Raw genomic sequence first — 26,376 nt, 5'->3', positions numbered from 1 at the left:
CCGAACCCGCAGAGCGAGCGACGCGACGGGTTTCATGAATGGGCGTCGGGTGCGGAAAACGCGCCTTGGCGTCGGAGAAGAACCGCGATGACGCGCGCGACGCAAGACAGGCACATGGGCAGGAGCGGAAACGCCGCCTTTGAGCCGTGCGACCGGCCGTCACTATTCGCCCAGACAAGACACGCTCCACGCTTCCTTGCGCCTCCCGGTCAAAGGGCCGGTTCACGGGGGCTGCGCGCGTGCACACGGATTACATGGCAAAGAAAATGCTCATCGATGCCACCCACGCGGAAGAGACCCGCGTCGTGGTGGTGGACGGAAACAAGGTCGAGGAATTCGACTTTGAATCGGAAAACAAGCGTCAGCTAGCAGGTAACATCTACCTCGCGAAGGTCACGCGGGTCGAACCCTCGCTTCAGGCGGCGTTCGTCGATTACGGCGGCAATCGCCACGGCTTTCTCGCGTTCTCGGAGATCCACCCGGATTACTACCAGATCCCGGTGGCCGACCGTCAGGCTCTGATGGAGGAGGAGGCCGCGCTGGCCGCCGCCGAGGAAGAAGAGGACAAGCCGAAGAAGACGTCGCGGTCCCGGTCACGCAAGAAGTCGACGAAACCGTCGTCGCGGTCCGATTCGAAGTCGCCGAAGGAACCTTCGGGGATGGAAACCATCGACCTCGGCGCCGAGGACGACACCTCCGAAAACGAGGCGGTGGCAGAGACCGGCGCCCCGGGCGAGGGGCTGTCGCCGATGGAAACCGTGAACGAGGCGCCCGTGGGCGAGCCGGTCGATTCGGTGGAAAGCGCCGATACCGGTGCTGAGACGACCGCCGCTGCCGAAGCCGATCTTCCGGAATTCGTCATGGCCGAACCGGCCCCCGCACCTGAACAACCCGCGCCCGAACAAGCGGAGACCGTTGCAGAAGCGCAGGCAGACGCCGCGTCCGAAACCGCAGAAGCGACCGTGACCGAAGCGCAGGCTTTCGCCGCGCCCGAAACCGGTAACACCCCGGAAGAGGACGCGCAGGCGGCGGACGCCACGGCAGAGACCGCCGAGGACACGGCAGAAGAACCCGCCGCTGCGACAGAGGAAGACACCTCGGCAACGTCAGACGACGAAGACGACACCAACGGGTCGCAGCGCCCGATGGCGGCGGATTCGCGTGACGACGGGCTGGTCGTGACCGGCGAGCCGGGCGAAACCAGCGAGGATGACGATGACGAGGGCAGCGGCGACGATCCGTCGGCGCGCGACGAATCCATCGAATCCGTGGCCGACGACGACACGCACGAAGACATCCGTCCGGTGCGCAAGACGTCGCGTGCACGCCGCTACAAGATCCAGGAAGTCATCAAGGTCCGGCAGATCATGCTGGTGCAGGTGGTCAAGGAAGAGCGCGGCAACAAGGGCGCGGCGCTGACGACCTACCTGTCGCTGGCCGGTCGCTACTGCGTGCTGATGCCGAACACCGCCCGTGGCGGCGGCATTTCCCGCAAGATCACCAACGCCACCGACCGGTCGAAGCTGAAGGCCATCGCCAACGAGATCGACGTGCCCAAGGGCGCGGGCCTGATCATCCGGACGGCGGGCGCCAAGCGCACCAAGACCGAGATTAAGCGCGACTACGAATACCTCCAGCGTCTGTGGGAGCAGATCCGCGAACTGACGCTGAAATCCATCGCGCCGGCCAAGATCTACGAGGAAGGCGACCTGATAAAACGCTCGATCCGCGACCTCTATTCGCGCGAGATCGACGAGGTTCTGGTCGAGGGCGAGCGCGGCTATCGTGTCGCCAAGGACTTCATGAAGATGATCATGCCGTCCCACGCCAAGAACGTGAAGCACTACACAGAACAGATGCCGCTCTTTGCGCGCTACCAGGTCGAAAGCTACCTGGGCGGCATGTTCAACCCCGTGGTGCAGCTCAAGTCGGGCGGCTACATCGTCATCGGCGTGACCGAGGCGCTCGTTGCCATCGACGTGAACTCTGGCCGGGCGACGAAGGAAGGGTCCATCGAGGAGACCGCCACCAAGACCAACCTGGAGGCCGCCGAAGAGGTGGCGCGCCAGTTGCGTCTGCGTGACCTTGCCGGTCTGATCGTCATCGACTTCATCGACATGGACGAGCGCAAGAACAACGCTGCCGTCGAAAAGAAGCTGAAGGACAAGCTGAAGACGGATCGCGCGCGTATCCAGGTGGGCCGTATTTCGGGCTTCGGCCTGCTGGAAATGTCGCGTCAGCGTCTGCGCCCCGGCATGATCGAGGCGACGACACAGCCCTGTTCGGCGTGTCACGGAACGGGCCTGATCCGCTCGGACGACAACATGGCGCTGCAGATCCTGCGCCAGATCGAGGAAGAGGGCGTGCGTCGCCGGTCGCGTGAGGTTCTGGTGAAATGCCCGGTGGGCATCGCCAACTACCTGATGAACCAGAAGCGCGAACACGTCGCCATCATCGAATCTCGTTATGGCATGGCTGTCCGAATCGAGGGCGACCCGCATCTTGTGGCGCCCGACTTCTCGATGGAGAAGTTCAAGACCGCGACACGCTCCGTGCCCGAAGCGACCGCGCCGGTGGTCTCGGTCGACACGTCGATAATGGATGCCATCGACGAGGCGACCGAAGCCGAGGAGATCGAGGCCGAGGTCGAGGAGGCCGAGGATCAATCGTCCGGAGACGACAACGGCGACGATCAGGGCAACGAGCAGGGAAGCGACGACAAGCCGAAGAAGAAGCGCCGCCGGCGGCGTCGGCGGTCGAAGTCCAAGGACGGCGATCAGGACGACAACGGGTCGAACGATGGCGATACCGGCAACGGGTCCGACGATTCCGACAGCAACGGTGACACGGGCGATTCTGCCGAGGGTGGCGATACCGATGGCAACACCGAGGACGGTCAGGACGGCGGTAAGAAGACGTCGAGCCGCTCGCGGTCCCGCTCCCGTTCGCGCAGCCGCTCGTCCAAGCCGAAGGAACCGGTCGAAGCGTCGACCGGGGGTGACGCTGCGGGCGATGCCACCGATGCCACCGATGCCACCGAAGCGCCTGCCGAGGCTGTGGCCGTAACCGCCAACGCACCTGCGCCGGTAGAGGCGGATTCCGCGACAGAAACGCCGGCGGTTGTGGAACAGGTGGCGGAACCCGTCGCCGAACAGGCACCGGAACCCGAAAAAGCGCCAGAGCCGCAGGCAGCGGAGCCAGAGGCCGCCTCCGAGGAGGAGAAGCCGAAACGCGCCCGCACACGGGTCAAGGCATCCGACGTGATCGCGCAGGTCGTGGGGTCGCCGGTCGGTGGCTCGGCAGAGGCCGCGGTCAATGCCGAACCGGTAGATGAGCCCGCTGCTGAGGCGGAACCGGACGCCGCCCCGCAGCCGGAACCGGAAGCGGTTGGCGAGGATGCGGGCGGCGACGACGACGAGCCCAAGAAGAAGAAACGCGGGTGGTGGTCGCTGGGCCGCTGAGGCCCGCACACACGTGAACAGAAAAACCGCCACGTCCAGACGTGGCGGTTTTTTCATGCGCTCTTGGCAAGCGTGGCGGGACGCAACGGTCGCGACCGCAGCGGCGGTTCGGCGCCTTCGCGGCAGGAGGCGTTAAGCTCAGACCTTCCGCACGATCCAAGTCATGGTCGTTCCGTCCTCTGACTGGCTGATCAGCTCGTTGCCGGATTCGGCGCAGAAGTGCGGCACGTCGATCACGGCGGCCGGATCGTCGGTGATCAGCGTGACGGTCTCTCCCGCGGCAAGCGCCTGCAGCCGCTTGCGCAGCTTGAGGACAGGCAGGGGGCAGAGCAGTCCGGTGGCGTCGAGTGTCTGGGTCATGCCCGTCGTCTAGCGCCTTTGCCGCCGCTCTTGAAGAGCCTTGCGCGATGGTCTGTGACGATGCGTCCACGGGGATGTGAGCACGCCCCGCGTGACGCCATGCGCGCTTTGCCATATGTCCGGAAGCATGTTCGGAATCGACCTCATCGACGCATCCCTGATGCCCGCCATGTTCGTGGCATTGCTTGCCGGGCTCGTGTCCTTTCTCAGCCCCTGCGTGCTGCCCATCGTGCCGCCCTACCTCGCCTTCATGTCCGGCCTGTCGCTGAACGAGATGCAGGAGGGCCGCAAGCGGGGCAAGGTCGCGCTGGCGGCGCTGTTCTTCGTGCTGGGGCTATCGACGATCTTCGTGCTGTTGGGGTTCACTGCGTCGTGGCTGGGGTCGTTCTTCCTGACGAACCAGGTGCTTTTGGGGCGCATCGCGGGCGCGGTGGTCATCGTCTTCGGCCTGCATTTCCTTGGGGTCTTCCGGATCGGGTTCCTCGACCGCGAAATGCGGATGGAAGGCGGCGAAGGCGGATCGGCATTCGGGGCCTACATTCTGGGGCTCGCCTTCGCCTTTGGCTGGACGCCGTGCATCGGCCCGCAACTGGGGGCGATCCTGTCGCTCGCCGCGACGGAGGCGTCGGTGGCCCGGGGCACGGTCCTGCTAGCGGTCTATGCGGCGGGGCTGGGCATTCCCTTCCTGCTGGCGGCGATCTTCCTTGGTCGCGCCGTGGGGCTGATGAACCGGTTGAAGCGTCACATGGGCCTGATCGAGAAGGTGATGGGCGTGCTCTTGATCGTGGTCGGCGTGGCTCTGCTGACGGGGGCGTTCTCCGCGTTCTCGTTCTGGCTGCTGGAGACCTTCCCCGGACTCGCGACGCTGGGCTGATGCGGCGCTGCTTGGTGCAAAATCCACCTGCGCCGCGCCTTACTGTTGCCTGAAACCGCGGTTATCCTGCGCTGCAGGAGAGATTGCGCATGGCACAGCAGGACCGGAACCAGATCCGCGACGGGGACGTCAGCAAGCGCCGGGTGTTCTACATCCCCGGTTATGATCCCATTCATCCGCGCCGCTACCGCGAACTCTATCGCAAGGAGGGCGCCGCGCAGGCGCAGATTTCGGGCTACGAGATCGGGTTGAAGCCGAAGCGCACCGGCGGCCCGTACGGCTGGCACGTGGAGGCCGCCTTTGACGGCACACCCGTCACGGCGGACGTCGAGGTCCTGGTCTGGTCGGATATCGTGCGCGACAGCATGTCGAACTCCATCCCCGCCACGTACGCCCAGCTTGTGCGCACGGCGTGGGAATACATCGCAACGGGCGCGCTGTTCCGGTTGATGCGGCTGCGGAAAGGGCCGGTGATCGCGGCGCTCTACCCCATCGGTGCGCTGCTGGTGCAGGCGATGCTGGCCCTGCTGGTGGTCTGGCTTTGCGGTTGGGTCGGCAGCTTCGCTGGACCATGGGGCACGCTGGCGGGGACCATAGTGGGCCTTTTGCCCGGGGTACTGGTGCTGCGCTGGTTCAAGTCGAAAGACGGCAAACTCTTCGCCTATTACCTGATGCACGACTACGCCTATTCCGCCCGCTACCGGGGCGCCAACCCGCCGGAGCTTGAGGCGCGCATGGCGGAGTTCGGCAAGACCATCGCGGGCGCCCTGGCCGAAGACCACGACGAAGTGCTGGTGGTCGGCCATTCCTCCGGCGCGCACCTCGCCGTCTCAATCCTGGCCGACCTGATCCGGTCTGGCCGGGTTCCGGCGAACGGGCCGCGGCTCGGGTTCCTGAGCCTCGGGCAGGTGGTGCCCATGGTGTCTTTCCTGCGCGATGCCGACCGCCTGCGGGCCGACCTGCACTACCTATCGGCGCGCGATGAACTGACATGGGTCGATGTCACCGCGCCGGGGGACGGCTGCGCCTTTGCGCTGTGCGACCCGGTCAGCGTGTCGGGCGTGGCACCGGAGCGCAAGCGCTGGCCGCTGGTCTTTTCGGCACAGTTCACCCGGTCGCTCAGCCCCGAACGCTGGAAGGAGCTTCGGTGGAAGTTCTTCCGCCTGCATTTCCAGTACCTCTGCGCCTTCGACAGGCCGCTGGACTACGACTATTTCCAGATCACCGCGGGCCCGCTGAGCCTTGCCGCGCGCTACGCCGGGCGCCCGCCCTCGGCCAGCCGGATCGACCGCGCGGTTTCCAAGTACACGAGTATGGCGGCATGACGGATGACAGGGTGCCGCCGAAACCGGCGGCGCGGCCCGACAAGGTGTCGCTCAGGCGGTATGTGAAGCTGTTCCGGCAGGACATCCTGTCGGCCCAGCCCGCGAAGCTGTACCGCGCGTGGATGGCGGAGTTCCGGACGCCGTTCTTCCGGTCCTACCTTGTCAACCAGCCGGAGCTGGTGACGAAGGTGCTGAAGGAGCGGCCCATGGACTTTCCGAAGTCCGACCGCATCGGGGAAGGGCTGCGTCCGCTTCTGGGCGACTCGGTCTTCCTGACCAACGGCGCGCAATGGCAACGGCAGCGGCGGATCATCGACCCGGCGTTCGAGGGCGGGCGGCTGAGGGAGACCTACCCGGCGATGTGGGACGCGGCTGAGGCGGCGCTGGCGCGGCTGACCGCCCGCGCGGGCGGTGTGGTGGAAATCGAGGAGCAGACCAGCCATGCCGCCGCCGACGTGATCTTTCGCACGCTGTTCTCCATCCCCATCGAGGACGAGACAGCCTCGGCGGTGTTCCACGAATTCCGGGCGTACCAGCGCACACAGCCGATCCTGAACCTGGCCGCCTTCATCCCGGTGCCGCGCTGGATGCCGCGCTTTTTCCGGCGCGACACGAAGGCCGCGGCCCGGCGCATTCGGGGGCTGATCGCCCGTCTGACAGAGGCACGCGCGGCTGAGATCGCCGCCGGAACGGCGCCCGACGACCTGGCCACAAAGATCATGACCACGCGCGATCCGCAGACCGGCGAGACCTTCACCGCTTCGGAAATGGTCGACCAGGTGGCGATCTTCTTTCTTGCCGGGCACGAGACTTCGGCCTCTGCGCTTGGCTGGGCGCTCTACCTGATGGCGCTTTTCCCGGAGTGGCAGCAGCGCGTGGCTGAGGAGGCGCAGGGCCTGCAAACCGGCGATTTCGCCGAGATCGGTCGGATGCGCGTGTCGCGCGACGTGTTCCGCGAGACGCTGCGCCTTTACCCACCGGTGCCGATGATGGTGCGGGAGACGAGCTGCCCGGAGCGGTTCCGGGGCCGGGACGTGCCGCAGGGGTCGCAGATTGTGCTGTCGCCCTGGCACCTGCACCGGCACGAACGGCTGTGGGACCGTCCCGACGATTTCGACCCGGGCCGCTGGCAGACGGAAAACGGCCGGACCTGCGGGCGAGACGCCTTCATCCCATTTTCGGCCGGGCCGCGTGTCTGCACCGGGGCGGGGTTCGCGATGGTCGAGGGGCCGCTGCTTTTGTCGCTGCTCCTGCGCGACCTTAAGGTGTCTCGTGTCGAGGGGCGCACGCCGGTGCCGGAGGCGCACCTGACGGTGCGCGCGCGCGACGGTATCTGGCTGCGGATCGACAAGCGCTGACCTAGCTTCGGGGTGCGGCGGGCCGCTGTCGTACCGGCAAAACCGTCAAAGCCTGGGCATCCTCCGACCTGTTGTTGCGGCGGGACTGCGCAGCCTGCCACATTTAGCGATAACAATTTTCGATGCCTCTAGGTTTGCCCGGAAACCCGCGCTAAGCGTTGGGCGATTTAATTCCAGCCGGGAGAGGGTGATGGCAGATTTCGAGAAAATGAAGGCGCAGATGGCCGAGGGAAAAGGCTTTATCGCAGCGCTGGACCAGTCGGGCGGCTCGACCCCGAAGGCGCTGAAACTCTATGGCGTGACCGAGGATATGTACGACGGCGAAACCGCGATGTTCGACGAGATCCACGCCATGCGCACGCGCATCATCACGGCGCCGGATTTTACCTCTGACAAGGTCATCGGCGCGATCCTGTTCGAACGCACCATGCGCGGCACCATCGAGGGCAAGCCGGTGAGTCAGGTGCTTTGGGAAGACAACGGAATCGTCCCTTTTCTGAAGATCGACAAGGGGCTCGAAGACGAAGCGGACGGCGTGCAGCTCATGAAGCCGAACCCGGGCCTGGAGGCGCTGCTGAAGGACGCCGAGGGTTTTGGCGTGTTCGGTACGAAGGAGCGTTCGGTGATCCACGAGGCAAACTCGGACGGCATCGCCGCCGTGGTGGCCCAGCAGTTCGAGGTCGGCCGCACCGTGCTCTCCTGCGGGCTGGTGCCGATCCTTGAGCCGGAGGTCAACATCAAGTCGTCCACCAAGGCCGAGGCCGAGGCCATGCTGAAGGATGAGATCGCCAAACACCTCGACACGCTTGAGGACGGCCAGGACATCATGCTGAAGCTGTCGATCCCGACCGAAGCCGGGCTGTACGACAACCTTGCCGACCATCCCCGCGTGATCCGCGTCGTGGCGTTGTCCGGTGGCTACTCCACCGACGAGGCGTGCGAAAAGCTGGCGAAACAGCCGAAGATGATCGCCTCCTTCAGCCGTGCGCTTTCAGAAGGGCTGTCGAAGCAGCAGTCCGACGAAGAGTTCAATGCGGCTCTCGGGTCGAACATCGACAAGATCTATCAGGCGTCGATCTGACGTCCGATCCTTTTACGGTCTGACAGGACCCCGTGCTGGCCATCTGCCCGCGCGGGGTTTTTCATTTTGTTGGCCGAACGCGGAGTTGCCCAGTTAGCGCAGCGCGCGGTTCGTTGCATGGACGGGGCGAAAGAGGTGCCGACCGGCACCGGAAACCGCCGCGTCATGGACCAACGGGATTTTTCCCTGACGCGGCTCGCCTGGATCGTTCTTGCCACCCCAATGCAGGCGTGCGGCTATTCCGACAGGAACGCCGCTTGCGTCTCGGAACAGGCGAGCAAGAAGACGGGCGAAGGGCGGGGCGGCAATGGCACGACCATGCAGCCCGAAGCGATCCGTACCGGCGGCGACACCGGCGCGCGATGGTCCAGCATCGTCACCGGTGTGCAGGACGCGCAGTCGCGCTCAGCCCTGCCGGGCGCGCCAGTCGGCGAGCGTGCGGCCGGGTTCCCCCACAAAAAGCGAGGGCAGGGGCCTCAGGTCCTCGATCCGGTCGATGCGGAAGCTCAGGAAATCGCCGATGGTTTCTGACCAGGCGATACAGGTCCAGATCCTGCCGAAGTAATCCAGATGCAGCGGGCGCAGGTCGTGCCCGCTGCCGTTCAGTGTGACCCGCAGTTTCTGCCGAGCCCGGATGGCGGCGCGGATCGCGGGCATATGGGCAAAACCGCGCGCCGCCTCGGCGAAGGCGTCGGTGGCGAAACCGAAGGGCGCCGCGCGGCTGTCGCTGTCCTCGGGTAGGACGGCGTCGATCTTGGCGGCGAGGGAACGGGCGGCACTGGCCTGTTCCGTAAGGGGAGAGGCGCCGAGGGCGGCGAGGGCCAGGTGCAGCGCCTCCAGCTCTGCCTCTGTCAGGTTCAGCGGCGGCAGGGTGATCGCCGCCTGCACCGTGTAGCCATAGCCGCGCGCGCCCTCCACCGGCACGCCCGAGGCGGCGAGGGTCTCCATGTCGCGGTAGATCGTGCGGACCGAAACGCCAAGGTCCTGGGCCATCGCCTCGGCGGTGTGCAGACGCCCGTCGCGCAGGCGCTGGGTCAGGGCATAGAGGCGGTCCTTGCGGTTCATTTCGGGCGACTCACGGGGGTGTTTCGGGCCTGTGTGGCCCCTTTGCTTGTGGCAGGGGCGGGGGGCGGACTCCACCCATACTGACAAAAACCTGACAACTGACAACCTCATGACACACACAGTGTCCGGGCGCGGCGGTTTGGCGCTTTCCGCGCGCTTCAAACGTCTTTACACAACCTCGGACGAATTCGGGTCGCGGCTTCTGCGACCGTTTTGCAGGAACAATGACGGAGCAAGACCAATGGGTATCGGGAACATCGGCCTGCCGGGCCTTCTGCTGATCGCGGTTGTGGTGCTGGTGCTGTTTGGCCGCGGCAAGATCTCCTCGCTGATGGGCGAGGTCGGCAAGGGCATCACCGCCTTCAAGAAGGGCGTGAGCGAAGGTGGTCAGGAACTGGAAGACCAGAAGAGCGAAGAGGCCCGCGACGTGACGCCGACCTCCACGCCGGAGTCCAACCAAGACAAGGACAAGGTGTAAGCCGCCATGTTCGATCTCGGGTTCGCCGAGCTTCTGGTCATCGGTATCGTCGCGCTGATCGTCGTCGGTCCGAAGGACCTGCCGGTGCTGTTCCGCAACGTCGGCCGGTTCATGGGCAAGGCGCGTGGCATGGCGCGCGAATTCAGCCGCGCCATGAACGAGGCCGCCGACGAAGCCGGCGTGAAGGACATCCAGAAGACGATCCGCACCGCAACGAACCCGGTGAACAGCGCCATGGACGGGGTCAGGGATGCGGCGAAGTCGATGACCGACTTCAATCCCGACAGCGAGACCGGCAAGCTTGCCAAGGAACGCGACGAGGCCCGCAAGAAGATCGAGGCCAACGCCGCCCGCGCCGCCGCCGACCGCAAGAAACGGGAAGCCGAAGAGGCCGCGCGCAAGGCCGAGGAAATGGAGAAGGCGCTGGCCGAAGAGCCCAAGGCGCCCGCGACCGACGAGGGTGACAAGGCATGAGCCGCACCGAAGACGAACTTGAGGACAGCTCTGCCCCGCTGATCGAGCATCTGGCCGAACTGCGCACGCGGCTGATCCGGTCGATCATCGCGCTGTTCGTCGGTATCTGCGTGATGTTCATCCCGATCGACGGCCAATTCCTAGCGGAATACGTCCTGCAATTCCTGCTCGTGCCCATCGAAAGCGCGTTGCGCGCGCTGGGGGACCCTTCTCCGACGCTGCAATATACCAGCCCGCAGGAATACCTGTTCGTGCTGTTCCGCATCGGCATGGTCTTCGGCTTCGCGCTGGCCTTCCCGGTGATCGCCTACCAGATGTGGCGCTTCGTGGCGCCGGGGCTGTACCGGTCCGAGAAGAACGCCTTCCTGCCGTTCATCGTCGCCTCGCCGGTGATGTTCCTGCTGGGCGCGTCCTTTGCCCATTTCGTGGTGACGCCCCTGGCGATGGCCTTTTTCCTGGGCTTCACCGACGCGCCGTCGGTCTTTGCCAACCTGTTGTCCGGCTCTGTCGATGTCGACGCCGCCGCCGTTGTGCCGACGACCACCGAAGGGCTGCGGATCACCTTCTTCGGCAAGGTGAACGAAAGCCTGCAGACCAGCCTCGTGTTCATCATGGCGTTTGGCCTCTGCTTCCAGTTGCCGGTGCTTCTGACCCTGATGGGGAAGGCGGGTCTGGTGTCTGCGCAGGGTCTCGGCTCGGTCCGCAAGTACGCCATGGTGGCGATCCTGATCCTGGCGGCCGTCGTGACCCCGCCGGATGTCGTCACACAGTTGATCCTCTTCACCGTGGTCTACGGCCTTTACGAGGTCTCGATCTTCCTTGTCGCCCGCGTCGAGAAGCGGCGTGAGAAGGATCTTCGGGAACAGGGCCTTTGGTTCGAGGACGAAAACGGCGAGGAAGATCCCCTCATGAAGGAATTCGACGAGGACAAGAAGGCCCGTGACTGACCCCCTCGACCGCATCGCGGCGGCGCTGGAGCGACTTGCCCCGGCGCCTGCCCCGGCCCCCGATTTCGCCACGGCCGAAGCCTTTGTGTGGGAGACGGAACCGGACCACCTTCAGCCGGTCGCCAGAGTCAGCCGGGTGGACCTGTCACTGCTGATCGGCATCGACCGGTCGCGCGACACGCTGCTGAAGAACACATTGCAGTTCGCCCGTGGCCTGCCCGCCAACAACGCGCTTTTGTGGGGCGCGCGGGGCATGGGCAAGTCGTCGGTGGTGAAGGCCGTGCACGCCGCCGTCCGCGCCGAAGGCCACGACCTGAAACTGGTGGAGCTTCAGCGCGAGGACCTGCCGTCGGTGGGTCGCCTCCTGGACCTATTGCGCGACGCGCCGTGCCGGTTCGTGCTGTTCTGCGACGACCTGTCGTTCAGCCACGACGACCAGCATTACAAGAGCCTGAAGGCTGTTCTGGACGGCGGCGTATCGGGCCGGCCCGACAACGTGGTGCTTTACGCGACCTCCAACCGGCGGCACCTGATGCCGCGCGATATGATCGAGAATGAGCGGTCTTCGTCGATCAACCCGTCCGAAGCGGTCGAAGAGAAGGTCTCCCTTTCCGACCGATTCGGCCTCTGGCTCGGGTTCCATCCCTGTTCGCAGGACGAGTATCTGGCGATGATCCGAGGGTATTGCGACCGATACGGCGTCATGATCGACGACGAGACGTTGCGTGCGGAGGCGATAGAATGGCAGGCCACGCGCGGCTCGCGCTCTGGCCGGGTGGCTTGGCAGTTCTTCACCGACCTCGCAGGCCGGAAGGGCGTATCCCTGAGCTGAGCGGCGGCGGCATGCCGTCAAGGCCTGCCGGCCGCCGGGGTCATTCCTGATCTGATAAGTCCGGACAACCGCTTTCGATGAACATCGAAGGCGCGCGAAGCTGTGTCGCGCGCCTTTCTCCGGCTGGTTCGCGGCCAAAGAGGAACGCGCGGGGCCAAGCCCGGGACGTTCCTCGCAATGGCTTATTTCAGGTAGGCCATCGGGTCCGTGCTGTCGAAGCCCTTGCGGACCTCGAAGTGCAGGAAGGAAGGCGAACCGGAGCCGACGCGCGCAATGGTCTGCCCCTTGCTCACCGCGTCCCCCTTCTTGACCGAGATGTCGTCGACATGGGTGTAAACGGTGATCAGATCGCCCGGGTGACGGATCAGCAAGAGCTTCACGCCTTCGGTGGTGTTCGAGATCGACGCGACCGACCCGGCGGCGGCAGCCTTGACCGGCTGACCGGCAGAGGCGGAGATGTCGATGCCCTCGTTCTTGCCCTTGGAGTATTCGCGGATGATCGAGCCGGAGACCGGCATGACCATCTGAGCCGAGCTGGACGCCGGTTTCGCCGCCTGCTGGCCGATGTCGGCGGCGGGAGGTTTCGGTGCGGGGGCAGCTGCGGTCGAAGTCCCGCCCGAGGCGGGCGCGGCCGGTTCGATGGGGGTCACGTCTACGGACGGGAGGGGCGTCGTCGACGACGGGGGCGTCGGCGTGGGCGTTCCGCTGCCCGGCACCGTGGTGCTCGCGGCGGCGGCCTCGTTGATGTCGACCACGGGGATCAGCAGGTACTGGCCTTCGCGGACAGTGAAATCCTTGTCGAGCGCGTTCCACTCCGCAAGGCTGCGGGGGCTGACCTGGTAGAGCCGCGCGATGGTGAAGGCGGTTTCGCCCCGTGCGACCTGGTGGCGGATCGGTTCGGCCCCGCCGCCTGAGGTTGTACCACGCGGCGTGGTCGGAGAAGCACGCTCGATAGCGGCACCGGCCAGCGTCGTCACGTCCACCTGACCCGCAGGTTGCAGGCCGCCGGTGGCGGGCGAAGGTTCGGCCACCCGGCTCGGCAGGGCGATGATCTCGCCCCGGCGCAGTGTGTCGCCGGTTTGAAGGCCGTTGTAGCGGGCGAGTTCCTGAGCGGGCAGGCCGATCCGTTCGGCGACCTGCGCCACGGTGTCGTTGCGCCGGGCCACGGCGACCTGGTAGCTGGGATAGGAGATTACGCCGCGATTGTCAGCAGCGGGCCGTTCGGCTGTCGCCGTGGCTGCGGCGGCGGCCGTGTCGACCGGTCCGCCGATACGGCCGCGCATGTCGACGTCCATCCCGTTCGAACAGGCGGCGCCAAAAGCCAGCAGGGCAAACGCGGGAAGGGTGCGGGTCAGCGTCATCTCGATGTCCTCGTCTCATGCGCCCCTTGTTGTTCCGGGGCGTCACGCCTGTGATCTCGGTACAGGCTGATGCGGTCAGGACCCTCTTAGTCCTTTCCCAGCCCTTCCACCAGCGGCACGAAGCGCACGGGCCGCAACTCGTCATACTCGAACCCGCTTTCCGTCCGGGTGACCCGGATCAGGTGCTGCACGGTGTCCGACTGCCCCACGGGCACCACCATGATACCGCCAATCTTCAACTGCGCCAAGAGTGGCCCGGGCGGGTCTTCGGCGGCGGCGGTCACGAGGATGCGATCAAACGGTGCCTGGTCTGCCAGCCCGAAGGAGCCGTCGGCGGTGAAGGCGGTGATATTGGCGAGCTCCAGCGCATCGAAGACCTTGCGCGCGGCGGCGACCAGACGCTTGTGACGGTCCACGGTATAGATACGCCGGGCAAGCTGACTGAGGATTGCGGCCTGGTAACCGGAGCCTGTCCCAACCTCCAGCACCTTGTCGCGGGGGCCGACCTGAAGCGCCTGAGTCATCAGGCCCACCACGGAGGGCTGCGAAATGGTCTGGCCGCAGGCGATGGGGAGCGGCATGTCCTCGTAGGCGCGGTCGGTAAAATAGCCCTGGATGAAAAGGCCGCGGTCGATCTTTTCCATCGCCGAAAGCACGGCCTTGTCTGTCACGCCCTTGGAGCGCAGGGCGAACAGGAACTGCATCTTTGCCTCGGCGTCGAACGTCATGCGAAGGCGTCCCGCAACGCCTTCAGGGCCGTGGTGCAGGTCAGGTCGGCCCGCATCGGGGTGACGGAGATCCAACCGTCGAGGTTGACGGCGGCGTCGGTGCCTTCGGCCACCCGCGCACGCTGGTCGCCGCCCTTTGCCCAGAGAAACCGGCGCCCGGACGGAGAAAGCTGCGATTCGACAGAGAACCTCGTGTCTTCGCGGACGCCCTGCGGGGCCGCCACGATCCCCTTGACGCCCGAGGCCGGGACCGGAGGGAAGTTGACGTTGTAAAAAAGCCGGTAGCCGTCCTGCGCGTTCGTGTCGAAGGCGAGGATCTTGCGCAGGACTTCGGCTCCGAACTGCGCAGCGCCCTCGAATGGGTTGTCGATATGGTAGTTCTCGGGCCCGAGGTATTGCGACAGGGCCACGGCTGGCAGGCCCTGCAGCGCGCCTTCCATAGCGCCGCCCAGAGTTCCCGAATAGAGCGCGTTCTCGGCGGAGTTGTTGCCCCTGTTCACGCCCGACAACACGAGGTCGGGGGGCGTGTCCTTCAGGACGTGGTGCACACCGGCCAGAACACAATCGGCGGGGCTGCCCTCCGCTGCGTAGCGGCGGGGCCCGAGTTCGGAGATCATCGTGGGATGGGCGTAGCTGATGCAGTGGCCGACGCCAGACTGCTCGAAGGCAGGGGCGACGGTCCAGACCTCGCCGTCCGGCCCTGCCAGCTCGGTCGCGATCTGTTCCAGCACCTTGAGCCCCGGGGCGTTGATGCCGTCGTCGTTGGTGATGAGGATGCGCATGAGCCTGCCCGTTCGCTTTGCTTCGTCCTTAAGCGAAGGGGGCAGGCGGGGCAAGCGGCGGGGCGCCGACCGTTGCGGGCCGTGTCCGGTAAGGGACAGAACGGTCCGGTCGCCGTCGCGCGGGCCTGTCTGCCGGGCTGCTCAGCCGAGCGTGGCAATCAGGCGGCGTGCCTCGTCGGCGGGTGTGGCGAGCGCGTCGCGGTCCTCTCCGGGATGGAAGCGCGCGCGCACGGCGGTTGCCATGGGCGCGGGTGTCAGGACGCGCACCTTCGGGCCGGTCTTCACGGTCTCGGCGGCCCAGCTTTGCGCGACGGCGATCTGCGCGGCCTTGGAGGCGCCATAGTGGCCGTAGAACTTTTTGCCGCCCTTCGGATCGTCGAAGAACAGCGCGGTGCCATCGGTGCCAAGCAGCGGCGCGATGTAGGGGATCAGGTGGCCCATGGCATGGGCATTTGTCGCCATGGAGCGATCCCAGTCCTTCATATCGAGCTGCCAGGTCGGCGTCAGCGGACCGGTATGCACTGCCGTGTGCGCCCACAGCGCGACGCCGCCCCAGCGGTCATGCACGGAGCGGCAAAGCTGGGCCATGGCGTTGCGGTCGGTCACGTCCATCGGGGCCAGCGTCGCGGCGCCGCCCTTGGCCTTGATAGCATCGTCGAGCTCTTCCAACCCGCCCACGGTTCGGGCGACGGCGACGATGTGGTACTCGGGCGCAAGCGCTTCTGCGAGGGCATAGCCAAGGCCGCGCGAGGCGCCGGTGATGAGGGCGATCTGGGTCATGCGGTCCGTTTGGCGGGGATTTCGCGGTCCGTCAAGCCACGGCACGGGGCGTGGACGCGCGACGACCGTCAAGTGCTGGCTGGAATCCGGAGAAGAATCGATATTTCAGTGCTTTGCATCTCGTTCTTCGTGTCGCCTTGACGAGCGTGCGACGGCGTGACGCTTTGGCGCCGGCTGGCTTTCCCTCCTCCGGAAAGCGCGGAGCGTCTTTTCGGAATGCGAAATTTATACTTTACGTCAATATCTTGCGAGTCGTTCTTCCAGCCGCAAGTCGGCCCCGGATCAACCGGCGGCGCGGTTATCTTCGATCGGCCCGTATTGCGGGAAATGGCGCAGAACGTGATCGACCACCTTGCGGGCCTCCTGCGTTTCGAGGCCGAGGCCGAAGCCGATCACGTACCGCCCGTAGTCGAACTTGATCGTGCCCGCCTTGCGTGACGCCCACAGCCCGGGCGAACGCTTTGCGTCCTGCGGCCAGGCGCTTTCAGTTGGGCCCGCGCGCAGTCCGGTCACCGCCTCCCCGTCGCATCGGGTGGAGCGGCGCCAGATGGGTATGCTGCGGGTAACGGTCACGGCCTGTGGCGTGACGATCAGGCGTTCCTCTCCGATGTTCAGCCACAACAAAAGCGTCAGTGCGCCGAGGCAGCCCACCGTCCATCCGGCCAGCCAGAGGCCGAGGAACGCGATCAAGGCGGCGGGACCGGCGAGAAGTTCCCAAAGTGCGAACAGCCAAGCGCCGCCAGCGATCACCAGCCAGATGCACAGAAACAGGCTGACCCAGAAATGCCGCTGCGGGCGCATCAGAAACGAGATTTCCTGCGCGTTGCCTGTGGCCTCCAAGGTGATGCGCGCGCTGCCTGTCATGGTCTTCCCCTTTTCCCGCAGATTAGACGGTCCCGGTCCGGCTTGGCGAGCGCCAGTGCCGAAGTGATTGGCACGGACGCGCCGCCTGTTGCAGACTGGCCCTACCAGAAGGGAGTTCCGAAATGCGCATTGTGATGATCGTCCTGGCGATGCTGGGTCCAGGTGCCGCGCTGGCGGACGAAATCAGCGGTGATTGGTGCGGGCCGGACGGGCGGTCGTTGACCATCCTCGGCGCGACTGTCGTCACTCCGGGCGGGGCAGAGGTTCCGGGTCGCTACAGTCGCCACCGCTATGAATTCGAGACACCGGCGGGCGAGCCGGGCGCGGGCGACACCGTGGTCATCAATCAGTTGTCCGAAGAGGCTGTGGACGTGGTCTTTGGCGCAGCAGATCCGGTGCGCTGGACCCGCTGCAGAGACGTGACGAGCTGAATCAGGTGGCGCGGGAACCAAAACGGGCAATGGCGGTTCACGTGTCATGCAAGACCATGACATGACCGCACCGCGGCGGGGCGCTTCCCCAGAAAAGCAAGACAACCTGGACCCCGAAGCCGAAAAGGAGGCGGTGCGCAGCCACTCCGACGAGTCGCATGTAACAGAGGCGAGTCGCCTGTCTGCCCGCCTGATCTACGAGGTCATCCGGCGCGACGGCGACGAGGAACTGCAGCGGCCCGTGGCCTCTCTGGTCTGGTCAGGGCTCGCCGCCGGCGTGCTCATCAGCCTCTCGGTGCTGACGCAGGCCGTACTGAAGAGCAAACTGCCGGAGACCGACTGGGCGCTGCTGGTGGAAGGGCTGGGCTATTCGGTCGGGTTCATGGTGGTCATCTTCGGACGGATGCAGCTTTTCACGGAAAACACGATCACCACGGTGCTGCCGGTGGTGGCGGACCGTTCGCTGACCTGCCTGCTGAAGCTGTTGCGCCTTTGGGCCGTGGTTCTCGTTGCCAATATCGTGGGCTGTGTCGTGGCCTCCGGCTTCCTGACCCTGCCATTCGTCGTGCAGCCCGATGTCATGACGGCGCTGATCGCCGTGTCGCACCACGCGGTGGAGGGAACGGCAACGCAGAACTTCGTCCGCGCCATGCCCGCCGGCCTGATCATCGCCGCGTTGGTGTGGATCCTGCCTGCCACACGCAACGGCGGGTCGTTCTTCGTGGTCATGGCGCTGACCTGGCTGATCACCGCCGCCGGATTCGCCCATGTCATCGCCGGATCGGTGGAGGCAGGCCTGCTTGTGTGGGTCGGAGAAATGCGCTTTGCCGATGCGGCCCTGATCTATTTCCTGCCGGTGCTGGCGGGCAACGTCGCGGGTGGCACAGCGGTGTTCACGCTTCTGGTCTGGGGGCAGGTGCGCAACGAGGTCGAGGTGGAGTGATCACTGCACGACGGGCTGGGTCATCCAGCGGGTGCGGCCCTTGCCTGACAACGCAAGACGCCCGTCCTCGATGGCAATAATGGGATCGCGACCGATCCGGTCGCCGACCTTGAGTTCGACAATCTTGCCGTCCGCAGTGCGCACCAGGGCGCGCGGTCGTTCGCCTGAACCGAAGGTGCCAAGCAGGATCAGGTCGTCGAGGTTGCCAGTGGCCTTCTGCGTGGCCAGTTGCGCGACTTTCTGGGATGACTTTTCCTGTGCCATATCGACGTCTCCTGTGAATGGAGAGGCGCGCCTACACGGGCTTTATCTGCTGCGAAAGCCGTCCCGCGGGACCTCTGCGGCGGTATGCCGGAATGGGGTGCGACATGGGCACAAGCTTGCCGGATCGGCTTGGCGGGACTGTTCGGCCTGCGGCCGAAGGCGCCCGCCCGCCAACCCGTCACGCCGCTTCGGCGGATACGCGCCACGTCTGAAATGCGCGCGGGGGCTGTCCGGCGTTTTTTTTATATCGCTCCGGGAGCAGGCCTGGATGCCGACTTGGTGGCCGGGCTTTGCCGGTGTTCTTTTCGGCTGGTCTTCGTTGAACGAGCCTTTGGGACTCTGGCGGCATCGGGACAGAGAAGATGGCATCTGTCCCGGTCTTTGCTTCGAACCCGGTCCTTTGTTTGGCGCGGCAAGACATGTTGATCTGTGCAACCGCCGGCGAGGCCATAAGGCATGCGTGAACGGGATTTGTCCGGCCAATCCGGACGTTGGCTGGGAGGATCGGGTGGATATGTCGTGTCGCAGGGGAAGGCGTGGCGCGGGTTGCGCGGGAGGATGCCTCCGGCGGGAGTATTTCGCAGCAGAGAAGCCGGGGGCGCAGGCTGGCTGCAGTTCGCGATGCGTGTGCGGTGGGGTCCGCCACCGGGCGCGTCGTTGGCCGTTTGCCGGAACGCGCGGCCGTTCGGCGCGCGGTGAGGCGAGGGCGTCCGGGAATGCGGTTGATCGGGGGCTGATGTCGCCCTTTCTGGCAGAGGGGATGACTGGCGGAGCGGTCTGCGTGGGGATCCGGTCCGCGCAGGGGAGCGGGCCGGGTGTTGTCTTAACCCGGGCCCGGATCCACGTTTCAGGAAAGGCGGTTTATTCCGCGGCTTTCATCTTGAAACCCTTCTGCAACATGTCCGCAGGTTCCACCGGGTACTCACCGGAGAAGCAGGCGTCGCAGTATTGCGGGCATTTGGCGTCGCGGCCCTCGGCCTCGCCCACCGCGCGGTAGAGGCCGTCGAGCGAGATGAACTTCAGGCTGTCGACGCCGAGGTGATCGCGCATCTCGTCTTCGGACATGGTCGCGGCGAGCAGTTTGTCGCGTTGTGGGGTGTCCACGCCGTAGAAGCACGGCCAGGCCGTCGGCGGCGAGGCAATGCGGAAGTGGACCTCGGCCGCGCCCGCGTCGAGGATCATCTCCTTGATCTTGCGGGAGGTGGTGCCACGAACCACGGAATCGTCGACAAGGATCACCTTCTTGCCTTCGATCAGCGCGCGGTTGATGTTCAGCTTCAGGCGCACGCCCATGTTGCGGATCTGTTCGGTCGGCTCGATGAAGGTGCGGCCCATGTACTGGTTGCGCACGATGCCCATGCCGTAGGGGATGCCGGATTCGGCGGCAAACCCGATGGCCGCCGGAGTGCCGCTGTCGGGCACGGGGCAGACCAGATCGGCCTCCACCGGAGTTTCGCGCGCCAGCTCGACGCCGATCTGGCGCCGGGTTTCGTAGACCGAGCGGTGGCCGATGATCGAATCGGGGCGCGAGAAGTAGACGTGTTCGAAGATGCAGAAGCGCGATTTGGCCGGACGGAAGGGGCGGATCGATTCGACGCCGTGTTCGGCGGTGATGACCACCATCTCGCCCGGATCGATCTCGCGCACGTAGTCCGCGCCGATGATGTCCAGCGCGCAGGTTTCCGAAGACAGCACCCAGCCGTCCGCAACCTTGCCGAGGACGAGCGGGCGTACGCCCAAGGGGTCGCGGACGCCGATCAGCTTTGTCCGCGTCATGGCGACGACCGAAAAGGCGCCTTCGACGCGGCGCAGCGCGTCTTCCATCCGGGCGGGGATGTCACGCTGCAGGGAGCGGGCCATCAGATGGATGATGCATTCGCTGTCCGAGGAGGACTGGAAGATCGAGCCGCGCTCGATCAGTTCACGGCGGAGTGCGTCGGCATTGGTGATGTTGCCGTTGTGCGCTATGGCCGCGCCGCCCATGGAAAACTCGCCGAAGAAGGGTTGCACGTCGCGGATGGCGGCGGCTTTCGATCCGGCGGTGGAGTAGCGCACATGGCCGATGGCCAGTTGACCCGGCAGGGTGTCCATCAGCGACTGGCGGGTGAAGTTGTCCCGCACGTAGCCGAAGCGCCTGGCCGAGTTGAACCCCGTTTCGGGATGGTAGGAGACGATGCCCCCGGCCTCCTGTCCGCGGTGTTGCAGGGCGTGCAGGCCGAGTGCCACGAAGTTGGCGGCATCGGTCACGCCCACCACGCCGAATACGCCGCACTCTTCGTGCAGCTTGTCGTCTCCGGCGTCGAAAGGGTTGGATGGAAAGAAGGTGGCGTCGGACATGGTGTCTCCGAATCCCGGGCTGGTCGCGCCCCTCATACGGGCTTGGCGGGGAAGTGTCACGGAAGGATCACAAAACTATGCGTGAGAAATGTCGGTTTCTACCAGTACAAGCGCGCCGTCGCTGTGCCATCCCGCCGCCCAGCCCCCTGCGCGAAGCAGGGCGAAGGGATAGTAGACGTCCGGCGCATCGTTCGGTGCGACAAGCGGCCACATGAGCCAGTGCGCCACATCGTAGCTGTCGGCGGCGCGGTAGAACGGCTCTGACAGAAAGGCGAGCGCCGCTTCGTGTGCCGGAGATCGGGCGGCGGCCATGTTCCACAACGCGTCGTCCATATTGATCGTGGGCGCGTCCGTGCCATCGAGTGCGTCGGGGAAGGGCGTTTCGAACCGGATCGGCGCGTCGCTTTCCGGTGCATCCAGGCCAAACAGGCGGAGGTCCGCCACCGCCGTGCGAAGCAGCGCGTGTGCCTCGTTTCGCGGCAGTCTGCGCATGTCGAGCGGCCAAAGCGCGGCACGCTCGCCAAGCGCCGCGCCCTCGGGCAGAGGTGCGAAGGCTGCGGGGCAGTCTGTGGCCGGCAGACGCCAGATGCCGAAATGCAGGCGGGCATCGCTGTCGCAGGGCGGCAGGGGATCTGGGCGCGGGTCCGTGACCAGGGGGGAGGCGTCGAGGATGTCGTGCCAATGCGCCTGCCAGCGGGCGTGCAGGTCTGCGGCTGACATCGTCTGACCCCGTGCCGCGGTTACTGCGGCGTGTCGCAGACACCCACGAGTTGCTCATACTGGGCTGTGATCCAGCCGAGCGCCTGTTCGGGGTTCTGCTCTTCGATCTTGCCGCTGAACTGACTGAACACGGCAGCCGAGCGGCTGTCGTCGATCATCGCCACGTCCTGCGCGGTGATGACGGTCTCGTAGACGAAGAAGGCAATGGCCACCAGAACGATGCCCCGGGCCACGCCGAAGAAGAAGCCAAGCGCCTGATCCAGCCCGCCAAGCGCGGAGCGCTGGATCAGCGAAGAGAAGAGCGGCGTGAACAGCGACACGATCAGCAGTGCGATGGTGAACACGGCGGCAAAGGCGGCGATGATCGACAACTCGCAGCTGTCCGACAGGAATTCGCCCACAACGGGGAGTTCCTTGACCAGGGGCTGCACCTGAGCGGCGAACATGAAGGCGAGGATGGCGGCGACGATCCAGCCGACGATGGCCATGGCCTCGCGCACAAGGCCGCGCGAATAGGCCAGCAGCGCCGACATCACGACGATTGCCGCCACGATGCCGTCGACGATCGTAAATCCATCCATGGGCCTGCCTCTTCGCGTTCTTTTCCCGTGTGTGCCTGCCGGCGCGGTTCATCCGGCGCCGAAGACCTCTCCTACAAAGCCGGTCAGGTCGGCCATCTGCGTCAGTTTCACGGATGGGCCACCCTGCGCCTTGCCGCCCGAAGGCAGGATCGCGGTGGAGAAACCAAGTTTGGCGGCTTCTTTCAAGCGATTTTCGGTCTGACCCACGGGACGTAGGGCACCCGATAGGCTGATTTCGCCGAAAACGACAGTCTCGCGCGGCAGCGCCGCGTCCTCGCGGGCGGAAAGTAGCGCAGCGGCCACAGCCAGATCGGCAGCAGGTTCGCCGACCCGCATGCCCCCGGCGACGTTCAGGTAGACGTCGAGCCCAGCAAACGGAATGCCGACCCGCGATTCGAGCACCGCGAGAATCATCGCCAAACGTCCGCCGTCCCAGCCGACGACCGACCGGCGCGGCTGGCTGTGTGGCGAGGGCGCGACGAGGGCCTGGAATTCTACCAGGACAGGGCGCGTGCCTTCGATGCCGGCAAAGACCACCGATCCGGGCGAGGGCTCTCCGCGTTCGGCAAGGAACAGGGCAGAGGGGTTGGACACTTCCGCAAGCCCGCCGCCGGTCATCTCGAACACGCCGATCTCGTCCGCCGGGCCGAAGCGGTTCTTGACCGAGCGCAGGATGCGGAACTGGTGGCCGCGTTCGCCTTCGAAGTACAGGACGGTGTCGACCATGTGCTCGACCACACGGGGACCGGCAAGCTGGCCGTCCTTAGTGACGTGGCCCACCATGATGACGGCGGAGCCGGTGCGCTTGGCAAAGGTCGTCAGTTCGTGCGCGGCGGCGCGGACCTGGCTGACGGACCCGGGTGCACTGTCGACGTTGTCGGCCCACATGGTCTGGATCGAGTCGACGATGGCGAGGTCGGGGCGTTCCTTGTCGAGCGTGGTCAGGATGTCGCGCAGGTTGGTTTCCGTCGCGAGTTTTACGGGGGCATCCGCAAGGTTCAGGCGCTGTGCCCGCAGCCGGACCTGGGCAGAGGCTTCCTCGCCCGAAATATAGACGACCTTGAGCCCGGCATTGGCAAAGGCGGCCGCGGCCTGCAGCAGGAGCGTCGATTTCCCGATGCCCGGATCGCCTCCCACCAGAACGGCCGAGGCTGGGACGAGGCCGCCGCCCAGCACCCGGTCCAGTTCGTCGAGCTTGCAGGCCGTCCGCGGCGGCGGGGCCTCCTTGCTCGACAGGTCGCTGAGCTGAACGGCCCGTCCGCGCGCCTGACCCAGGGACTTTCCGGCCGGCCCGCGCGACAACGGTTTTTCTTCCTGGATACAGTTCCACTCGCCGCAGGCCTCGCATCTGCCTGCCCACTTCGTGGTGACGTTGCCGCAGGACTGGCAGACGAATCGACTGATGGCCTTTGCCATGGAAAACCTCCGCTGGGATCGGAAGCGGGTATGTACCGGGATTGATCGCGAAAGGGAACGGTTGCGCCTGTGTCGTGCAGGGCCATCCGTGATCGTGTGACAAAGCCCGGGCTTTGGCGTCGCGATCTCGTCGAATGCACGCGGCACCTATCTGGTCATGGCGACAGTTCGACCGGTTTATCTCTGCAAACCGTCGTGAGCATCGACAGCGTGCCTAAACGTCAAGATGGACATCGCGGGACGTGGGCCACACGCACGGACGCACTTCTCCGCCGTGCCCGTTGACTATCGGCTTTTGGAAGGGAAGATGACCCCCACACACGAGACCGGCGGCAGGTCGGACCTTGCAAACACGGAGAAGACATGGTCGCAACGGTCCTGCTTGCGCTTCATCTGTTGATCCTCACAGGCTTCACGCTCCGTATTCTTCTGCGCGACAACCTGTCGCCGCAGGCGCGCCTGGCGTGGTTCATCGTCCTTTCGGCGCTGCCCTACGTCGGAACCGCCATCTATTTCCTGTTCGGCGAAATCGACCCCGGCAAGCGTGCGGACATGCGCCACAAGGAGGTCTTCGGCCAGATCCGCACGAAGGCGTCACATCTCATGGGCGCGCCCGGCGATACGGAGCGACTGATCGATCCGCTCTACAGGCCTGCATTCCGGTATGCGGGGTCCATCAACGGTTTCCATCCGGTCGCTGGGAACAGCGCGGCCTTGATGGCGGACGCCGCTGACACGAACGCGCATCTCATTGCCGATATCGACGCGGCACAAAGCCATGTGCACGTGCTCTATTACATCTGGCTGGACGACGGGACCGGCACGGATGTGGCGCGGGCGCTGATCCGTGCCGCACAGCGTGGCGTCACCTGTCGGGCCATGGCCGATGGCCTCGGATCGCGCGCCCTGATCAAGTCGTCCCTCTGGCAGCAGATGAAGGATGCAGGCGTTCAGATGGCGGTGGCCCTGCCTCTCGATCATCCGATCCGCACCTTGATGACCAGTCGCATTGACCTGCGGAACCACCGCAAGATCACCGTCATCGACGGCCAGGTCACCTATTGCGGCAGCCGAAACTCCGCCGATCCGGAGTTTCGGGTGAAAGCCAGGTATGCGCCCTGGGTGGATATCATGCTGCGCCTGAAAGGACCCATCGTCGCCCAGAACGAATTGTTGTTCCTCAGCGACTGGATGCAGGCCACGGGCGAGGCCTTCGATGACTTCGTTGTCGCGGAACACGACACACAGGGCGGCTTTCCCGCGCAAGTGATCGGAGACGGCCCGACCGAACGGCGGGGGGCCACGCCGCAGCTGTTCTCGGGACTCATCGCCTGCGCGCAGGAGACCCTGACGTTGTCGACCCCCTACTTCGTACCTGACGCCACCGTGCTGGATGCGCTGTGCTCCGCGGCGCATCGCGGGGTCGAGGTCACGCTGATCTTTCCCAAGGTGAACGACAGCTGGATCGTCGCGGCGGCGAGCCGAAGCTACTACCGCAGACTGTTGTCCGCGGGGTGCCGGATTCACGAGTTCAAGGGCGGCCTCCTGCATGCCAAGACCTTGACCATTGACAGCAAGGTAACACTCATCGGGTCGTCGAACCTCGACCTGCGCAGCTTCGATCTGAACTACGAGAACAATATCCTTTTGCAGGATGCAGGCGTGACCGGTGCCGTGCAGGAGCGCCAGAGCGCCTATGTCGCGCGGTCCGACCTGATAACGCTCGATCTGGTCGCCGCGTGGCCGCCGCACAGGCGCATCTGGAACAATGTCATAGCCACGATCGGTCCGGTCCTCTGACCGGCGCAGGGCCGTCCGCGCTCCGTGCCCGACAGCGGGCACTGGAAGGTCGTGGCCGCTTGTGCTTCGGTCTCGTTCGAAACCCCGCGACACGGGCTGTTTAAGGAGAAACCGATGACCTGGAAAACGGTGGAGCAGTGGACGACGCATCTGCATCCGGACAAATGGTCGGGGGCGTTAATCATCCTCGCGCTCTTCCTTCTTGCCGGGATATTGCTGTCGCATCTGTTGAAACGGACCATCCGGCTCGTCGTCGCGCGCGACCACGACAATCGCCTCGACCGCATGTCCATCGCGTTTCTGTCGAAGGTGGCCAGCGCCTTTGTCTGGATCATGATCCTCATGCTCTACGCGCACATGATCCCGGCTCTGGACAAGCTTGCCACCGCTTTGCTGGCCAGCGTGTCGGTCGCATCGGTGGTCTTTGGCCTGGCCGCGCAATCGACCCTGTCGAATTTCGTCGCGGGCTTCAGCTTGATCTTCTACCGGCCGTTCCGGCTTGGCGACAAATTGCAGATCAATGCGCCGACCGGCGTCGAGACGGGCATCGTCGAGGACGTGTCGCTGGGCTACACGATGCTGAAGACCTACGACAATCGCCGGGTCATCATCTCGAATTCGTCGATTTCGAGTGCCACCATGGTCAATCTGTCGGCCCGTGAACAACGGACCATGGCGGTGATCCCGATCTCGATCGGCTACGATTCCGACATCGACGCGGCGCGTGCGTTGATCCTCGAAATCGCGTCCGGTCTTCCCCAGGTCGAGGAAGTCGTTGGCTGCCCCGTGACCAACCTCGGCGCGTCGAGCGTAGATTTCAGTCTGCGCGTCTGGTGCGCCGATTCCGGTGTTGCGGCAGGTGTGAAGAACGACGTGTTCGAAGCGGTGAAAAAGCGGTTCGACGCGGCCGGAATCGAGATTCCCTACGCCTACCAGAACGTCCTGATCAAGGAGGTGTCCGCGGCGCTCCGTCAGGACGCGCGGCCCGAAACGGACGCGGACTGATCGGGGTCCTGTAGATTCCGATGCCATGGCGCCTTTGAGGTTTGGACAATGCGGCGGGACGTCGGATTGTCTGCGTTGCGCCGCGGCCAGCAAACCTTTCACGAATGTA

General features: G+C 65.3%; 25 protein-coding genes. 13 read left to right on the top strand and 12 right to left on the bottom strand.

Annotation, left to right across the window (positions count from 1 at the left end):
* Positions 1-254 precede the first annotated feature (254 nt).
* Positions 255-3,461 carry an Rne/Rng family ribonuclease gene (locus tag ABFK29_RS13990; protein ID WP_040604162.1) on the top strand — a complete coding sequence of 1,069 codons (3,207 nt, stop codon included), beginning with the start codon at positions 255-257 and terminating at the stop codon, positions 3,459-3,461.
* Positions 3,462-3,599: 138 nt separating this feature from the next.
* Here the strand turns inward: ABFK29_RS13990 and ABFK29_RS13985 are convergent, their stop codons facing one another.
* Positions 3,600-3,821 (bottom strand): sulfurtransferase TusA family protein, encoded by a 222-nt coding sequence (locus ABFK29_RS13985; RefSeq protein WP_005855889.1) that lies wholly within the window; start codon positions 3,819-3,821, stop codon positions 3,600-3,602.
* A 127-nt stretch (positions 3,822-3,948) separates the two neighbouring features.
* Between ABFK29_RS13985 and ABFK29_RS13980 the strand changes: the two genes are divergently transcribed.
* The 4 genes from ABFK29_RS13980 (at position 3,949) to ABFK29_RS13965 (ending at position 8,459) form a co-directional block, all read left to right on the top strand.
* On the top strand, positions 3,949-4,695 hold the full coding sequence (locus tag ABFK29_RS13980) for a cytochrome c biogenesis CcdA family protein (protein ID WP_040604161.1): 747 nt from the start codon (positions 3,949-3,951) through the stop codon (positions 4,693-4,695).
* Between the two features lie 89 nt (positions 4,696-4,784).
* Entirely contained in the window at positions 4,785-6,020 is a 1,236-nt protein-coding gene (locus tag ABFK29_RS13975; protein WP_005855885.1) for a hypothetical protein, read from the top strand.
* On the top strand, positions 6,017-7,378 hold the full coding sequence (locus ABFK29_RS13970; protein WP_005855883.1) for a cytochrome P450: 1,362 nt from the start codon (positions 6,017-6,019) through the stop codon (positions 7,376-7,378). The genes ABFK29_RS13975 and ABFK29_RS13970 overlap by 4 nt, the downstream gene beginning before the upstream one ends.
* A gap of 190 nt (positions 7,379-7,568) precedes the next feature.
* The gene (locus tag ABFK29_RS13965; RefSeq protein ID WP_005855882.1) at positions 7,569-8,459 is read left to right on the top strand and encodes a fructose bisphosphate aldolase; all 891 of its coding nucleotides are present in this window, start codon (positions 7,569-7,571) and stop codon (positions 8,457-8,459) included.
* 405 nt (positions 8,460-8,864) lie between these two features.
* Here the strand turns inward: ABFK29_RS13965 and ABFK29_RS13960 are convergent, their stop codons facing one another.
* Entirely contained in the window at positions 8,865-9,524 is a 660-nt protein-coding gene (locus tag ABFK29_RS13960) for a helix-turn-helix transcriptional regulator (protein ID WP_005855878.1), read from the bottom strand.
* Positions 9,525-9,765: 241 nt separating this feature from the next.
* Between ABFK29_RS13960 and ABFK29_RS13955 the strand changes: the two genes are divergently transcribed.
* From ABFK29_RS13955 to ABFK29_RS13940, 4 genes are read left to right on the top strand one after another with little or no spacing between them, the layout of a single operon-like run.
* A complete protein-coding gene (locus ABFK29_RS13955; RefSeq protein ID WP_005855876.1) occupies positions 9,766-10,002 on the top strand; it encodes a twin-arginine translocase TatA/TatE family subunit in 237 nt (78 codons plus the stop codon).
* Positions 10,003-10,008: 6 nt separating this feature from the next.
* Complete coding sequence (gene tatB, locus ABFK29_RS13950; protein WP_005855874.1) at positions 10,009-10,476, top strand: Sec-independent protein translocase protein TatB; 468 nt, start codon at positions 10,009-10,011, stop codon at positions 10,474-10,476.
* The gene (gene tatC, locus ABFK29_RS13945) at positions 10,473-11,423 is read left to right on the top strand and encodes a twin-arginine translocase subunit TatC (protein WP_005855872.1); all 951 of its coding nucleotides are present in this window, start codon (positions 10,473-10,475) and stop codon (positions 11,421-11,423) included. Before tatB ends, tatC begins: the two co-directional genes overlap by 4 nt.
* Positions 11,416-12,255: an ATP-binding protein gene (locus tag ABFK29_RS13940; protein WP_005855870.1), complete on the top strand. Its 840-nt coding sequence runs from the start codon at positions 11,416-11,418 to the stop codon at positions 12,253-12,255. The genes tatC and ABFK29_RS13940 overlap by 8 nt, the downstream gene beginning before the upstream one ends.
* Positions 12,256-12,437: 182 nt before the next feature.
* Here ABFK29_RS13940 and ABFK29_RS13935 read toward each other — a convergent pair whose 3' ends face one another.
* From ABFK29_RS13935 to ABFK29_RS13915, 5 genes are all read right to left on the bottom strand, one after another.
* On the bottom strand, positions 12,438-13,616 hold the full coding sequence (locus ABFK29_RS13935; protein ID WP_005855868.1) for a peptidoglycan DD-metalloendopeptidase family protein: 1,179 nt from the start codon (positions 13,614-13,616) through the stop codon (positions 12,438-12,440).
* 86 nt (positions 13,617-13,702) lie between these two features.
* Positions 13,703-14,344: a protein-L-isoaspartate(D-aspartate) O-methyltransferase gene (locus ABFK29_RS13930; RefSeq protein ID WP_005855865.1), complete on the bottom strand. Its 642-nt coding sequence runs from the start codon at positions 14,342-14,344 to the stop codon at positions 13,703-13,705.
* A complete protein-coding gene (surE, locus tag ABFK29_RS13925) occupies positions 14,341-15,126 on the bottom strand; it encodes a 5'/3'-nucleotidase SurE (protein WP_005855863.1) in 786 nt (261 codons plus the stop codon). Before surE ends, ABFK29_RS13930 begins: the two co-directional genes overlap by 4 nt.
* Before the next feature lie 141 nt (positions 15,127-15,267).
* On the bottom strand, positions 15,268-15,906 hold the full coding sequence (locus ABFK29_RS13920; RefSeq protein ID WP_005855861.1) for an SDR family NAD(P)-dependent oxidoreductase: 639 nt from the start codon (positions 15,904-15,906) through the stop codon (positions 15,268-15,270).
* 282 nt (positions 15,907-16,188) lie between these two features.
* On the bottom strand, positions 16,189-16,770 hold the full coding sequence (locus ABFK29_RS13915) for a hypothetical protein (RefSeq protein WP_005855859.1): 582 nt from the start codon (positions 16,768-16,770) through the stop codon (positions 16,189-16,191).
* 122 nt (positions 16,771-16,892) lie between these two features.
* Here ABFK29_RS13915 and ABFK29_RS13910 point away from each other — a divergent pair, with 122 nt between their 5' ends.
* Together ABFK29_RS13910 and ABFK29_RS13905 are read left to right on the top strand one after the other, a co-directional pair.
* A complete protein-coding gene (locus ABFK29_RS13910; protein WP_005855857.1) occupies positions 16,893-17,201 on the top strand; it encodes a hypothetical protein in 309 nt (102 codons plus the stop codon).
* Between the two features lie 61 nt (positions 17,202-17,262).
* On the top strand, positions 17,263-18,144 hold the full coding sequence (locus ABFK29_RS13905) for a formate/nitrite transporter family protein (RefSeq protein ID WP_157136396.1): 882 nt from the start codon (positions 17,263-17,265) through the stop codon (positions 18,142-18,144).
* Here the strand turns inward: ABFK29_RS13905 and ABFK29_RS13900 are convergent, their stop codons facing one another.
* The 5 genes from ABFK29_RS13900 to radA all read right to left on the bottom strand — a co-directional run bounded on the left by ABFK29_RS13900 (position 18,145) and on the right by radA (position 23,462).
* On the bottom strand, positions 18,145-18,408 hold the full coding sequence (locus ABFK29_RS13900; protein WP_005855855.1) for a hypothetical protein: 264 nt from the start codon (positions 18,406-18,408) through the stop codon (positions 18,145-18,147).
* Positions 18,409-19,269: 861 nt separating this feature from the next.
* On the bottom strand, positions 19,270-20,745 hold the full coding sequence (purF, locus tag ABFK29_RS13895) for an amidophosphoribosyltransferase (RefSeq protein ID WP_347099670.1): 1,476 nt from the start codon (positions 20,743-20,745) through the stop codon (positions 19,270-19,272).
* Positions 20,746-20,820: 75 nt separating this feature from the next.
* The gene (locus ABFK29_RS13890; RefSeq protein ID WP_005855852.1) at positions 20,821-21,465 is read right to left on the bottom strand and encodes a hypothetical protein; all 645 of its coding nucleotides are present in this window, start codon (positions 21,463-21,465) and stop codon (positions 20,821-20,823) included.
* Positions 21,466-21,485: 20 nt separating this feature from the next.
* Positions 21,486-22,046, bottom strand: a complete 561-nt coding sequence (locus tag ABFK29_RS13885; protein WP_005855851.1) for a CvpA family protein — start codon at positions 22,044-22,046, stop codon at positions 21,486-21,488.
* 48 nt (positions 22,047-22,094) lie between these two features.
* The gene (gene radA, locus ABFK29_RS13880) at positions 22,095-23,462 is read right to left on the bottom strand and encodes a DNA repair protein RadA (protein WP_005855850.1); all 1,368 of its coding nucleotides are present in this window, start codon (positions 23,460-23,462) and stop codon (positions 22,095-22,097) included.
* A 363-nt stretch (positions 23,463-23,825) separates the two neighbouring features.
* Here radA and cls point away from each other — a divergent pair, with 363 nt between their 5' ends.
* Together cls and ABFK29_RS13870 are read left to right on the top strand one after the other, a co-directional pair.
* Positions 23,826-25,262 (top strand): cardiolipin synthase, encoded by a 1,437-nt coding sequence (cls, locus tag ABFK29_RS13875; RefSeq protein ID WP_005855849.1) that lies wholly within the window; start codon positions 23,826-23,828, stop codon positions 25,260-25,262.
* A 114-nt stretch (positions 25,263-25,376) separates the two neighbouring features.
* Complete coding sequence (locus tag ABFK29_RS13870) at positions 25,377-26,267, top strand: mechanosensitive ion channel family protein (RefSeq protein ID WP_005855848.1); 891 nt, start codon at positions 25,377-25,379, stop codon at positions 26,265-26,267.
* The last annotated feature ends 109 nt before the right edge of the window (positions 26,268-26,376 follow it).

Source organism: Sagittula stellata E-37, assembly GCF_039724765.1.
GTDB classification, from domain to species: Bacteria; Pseudomonadota; Alphaproteobacteria; order Rhodobacterales; family Rhodobacteraceae; genus Sagittula; species Sagittula stellata.
The sequence above is the reverse complement of the archived record's forward strand: the minus strand, read 5'-3'. Positions and strand labels throughout refer to the sequence as shown.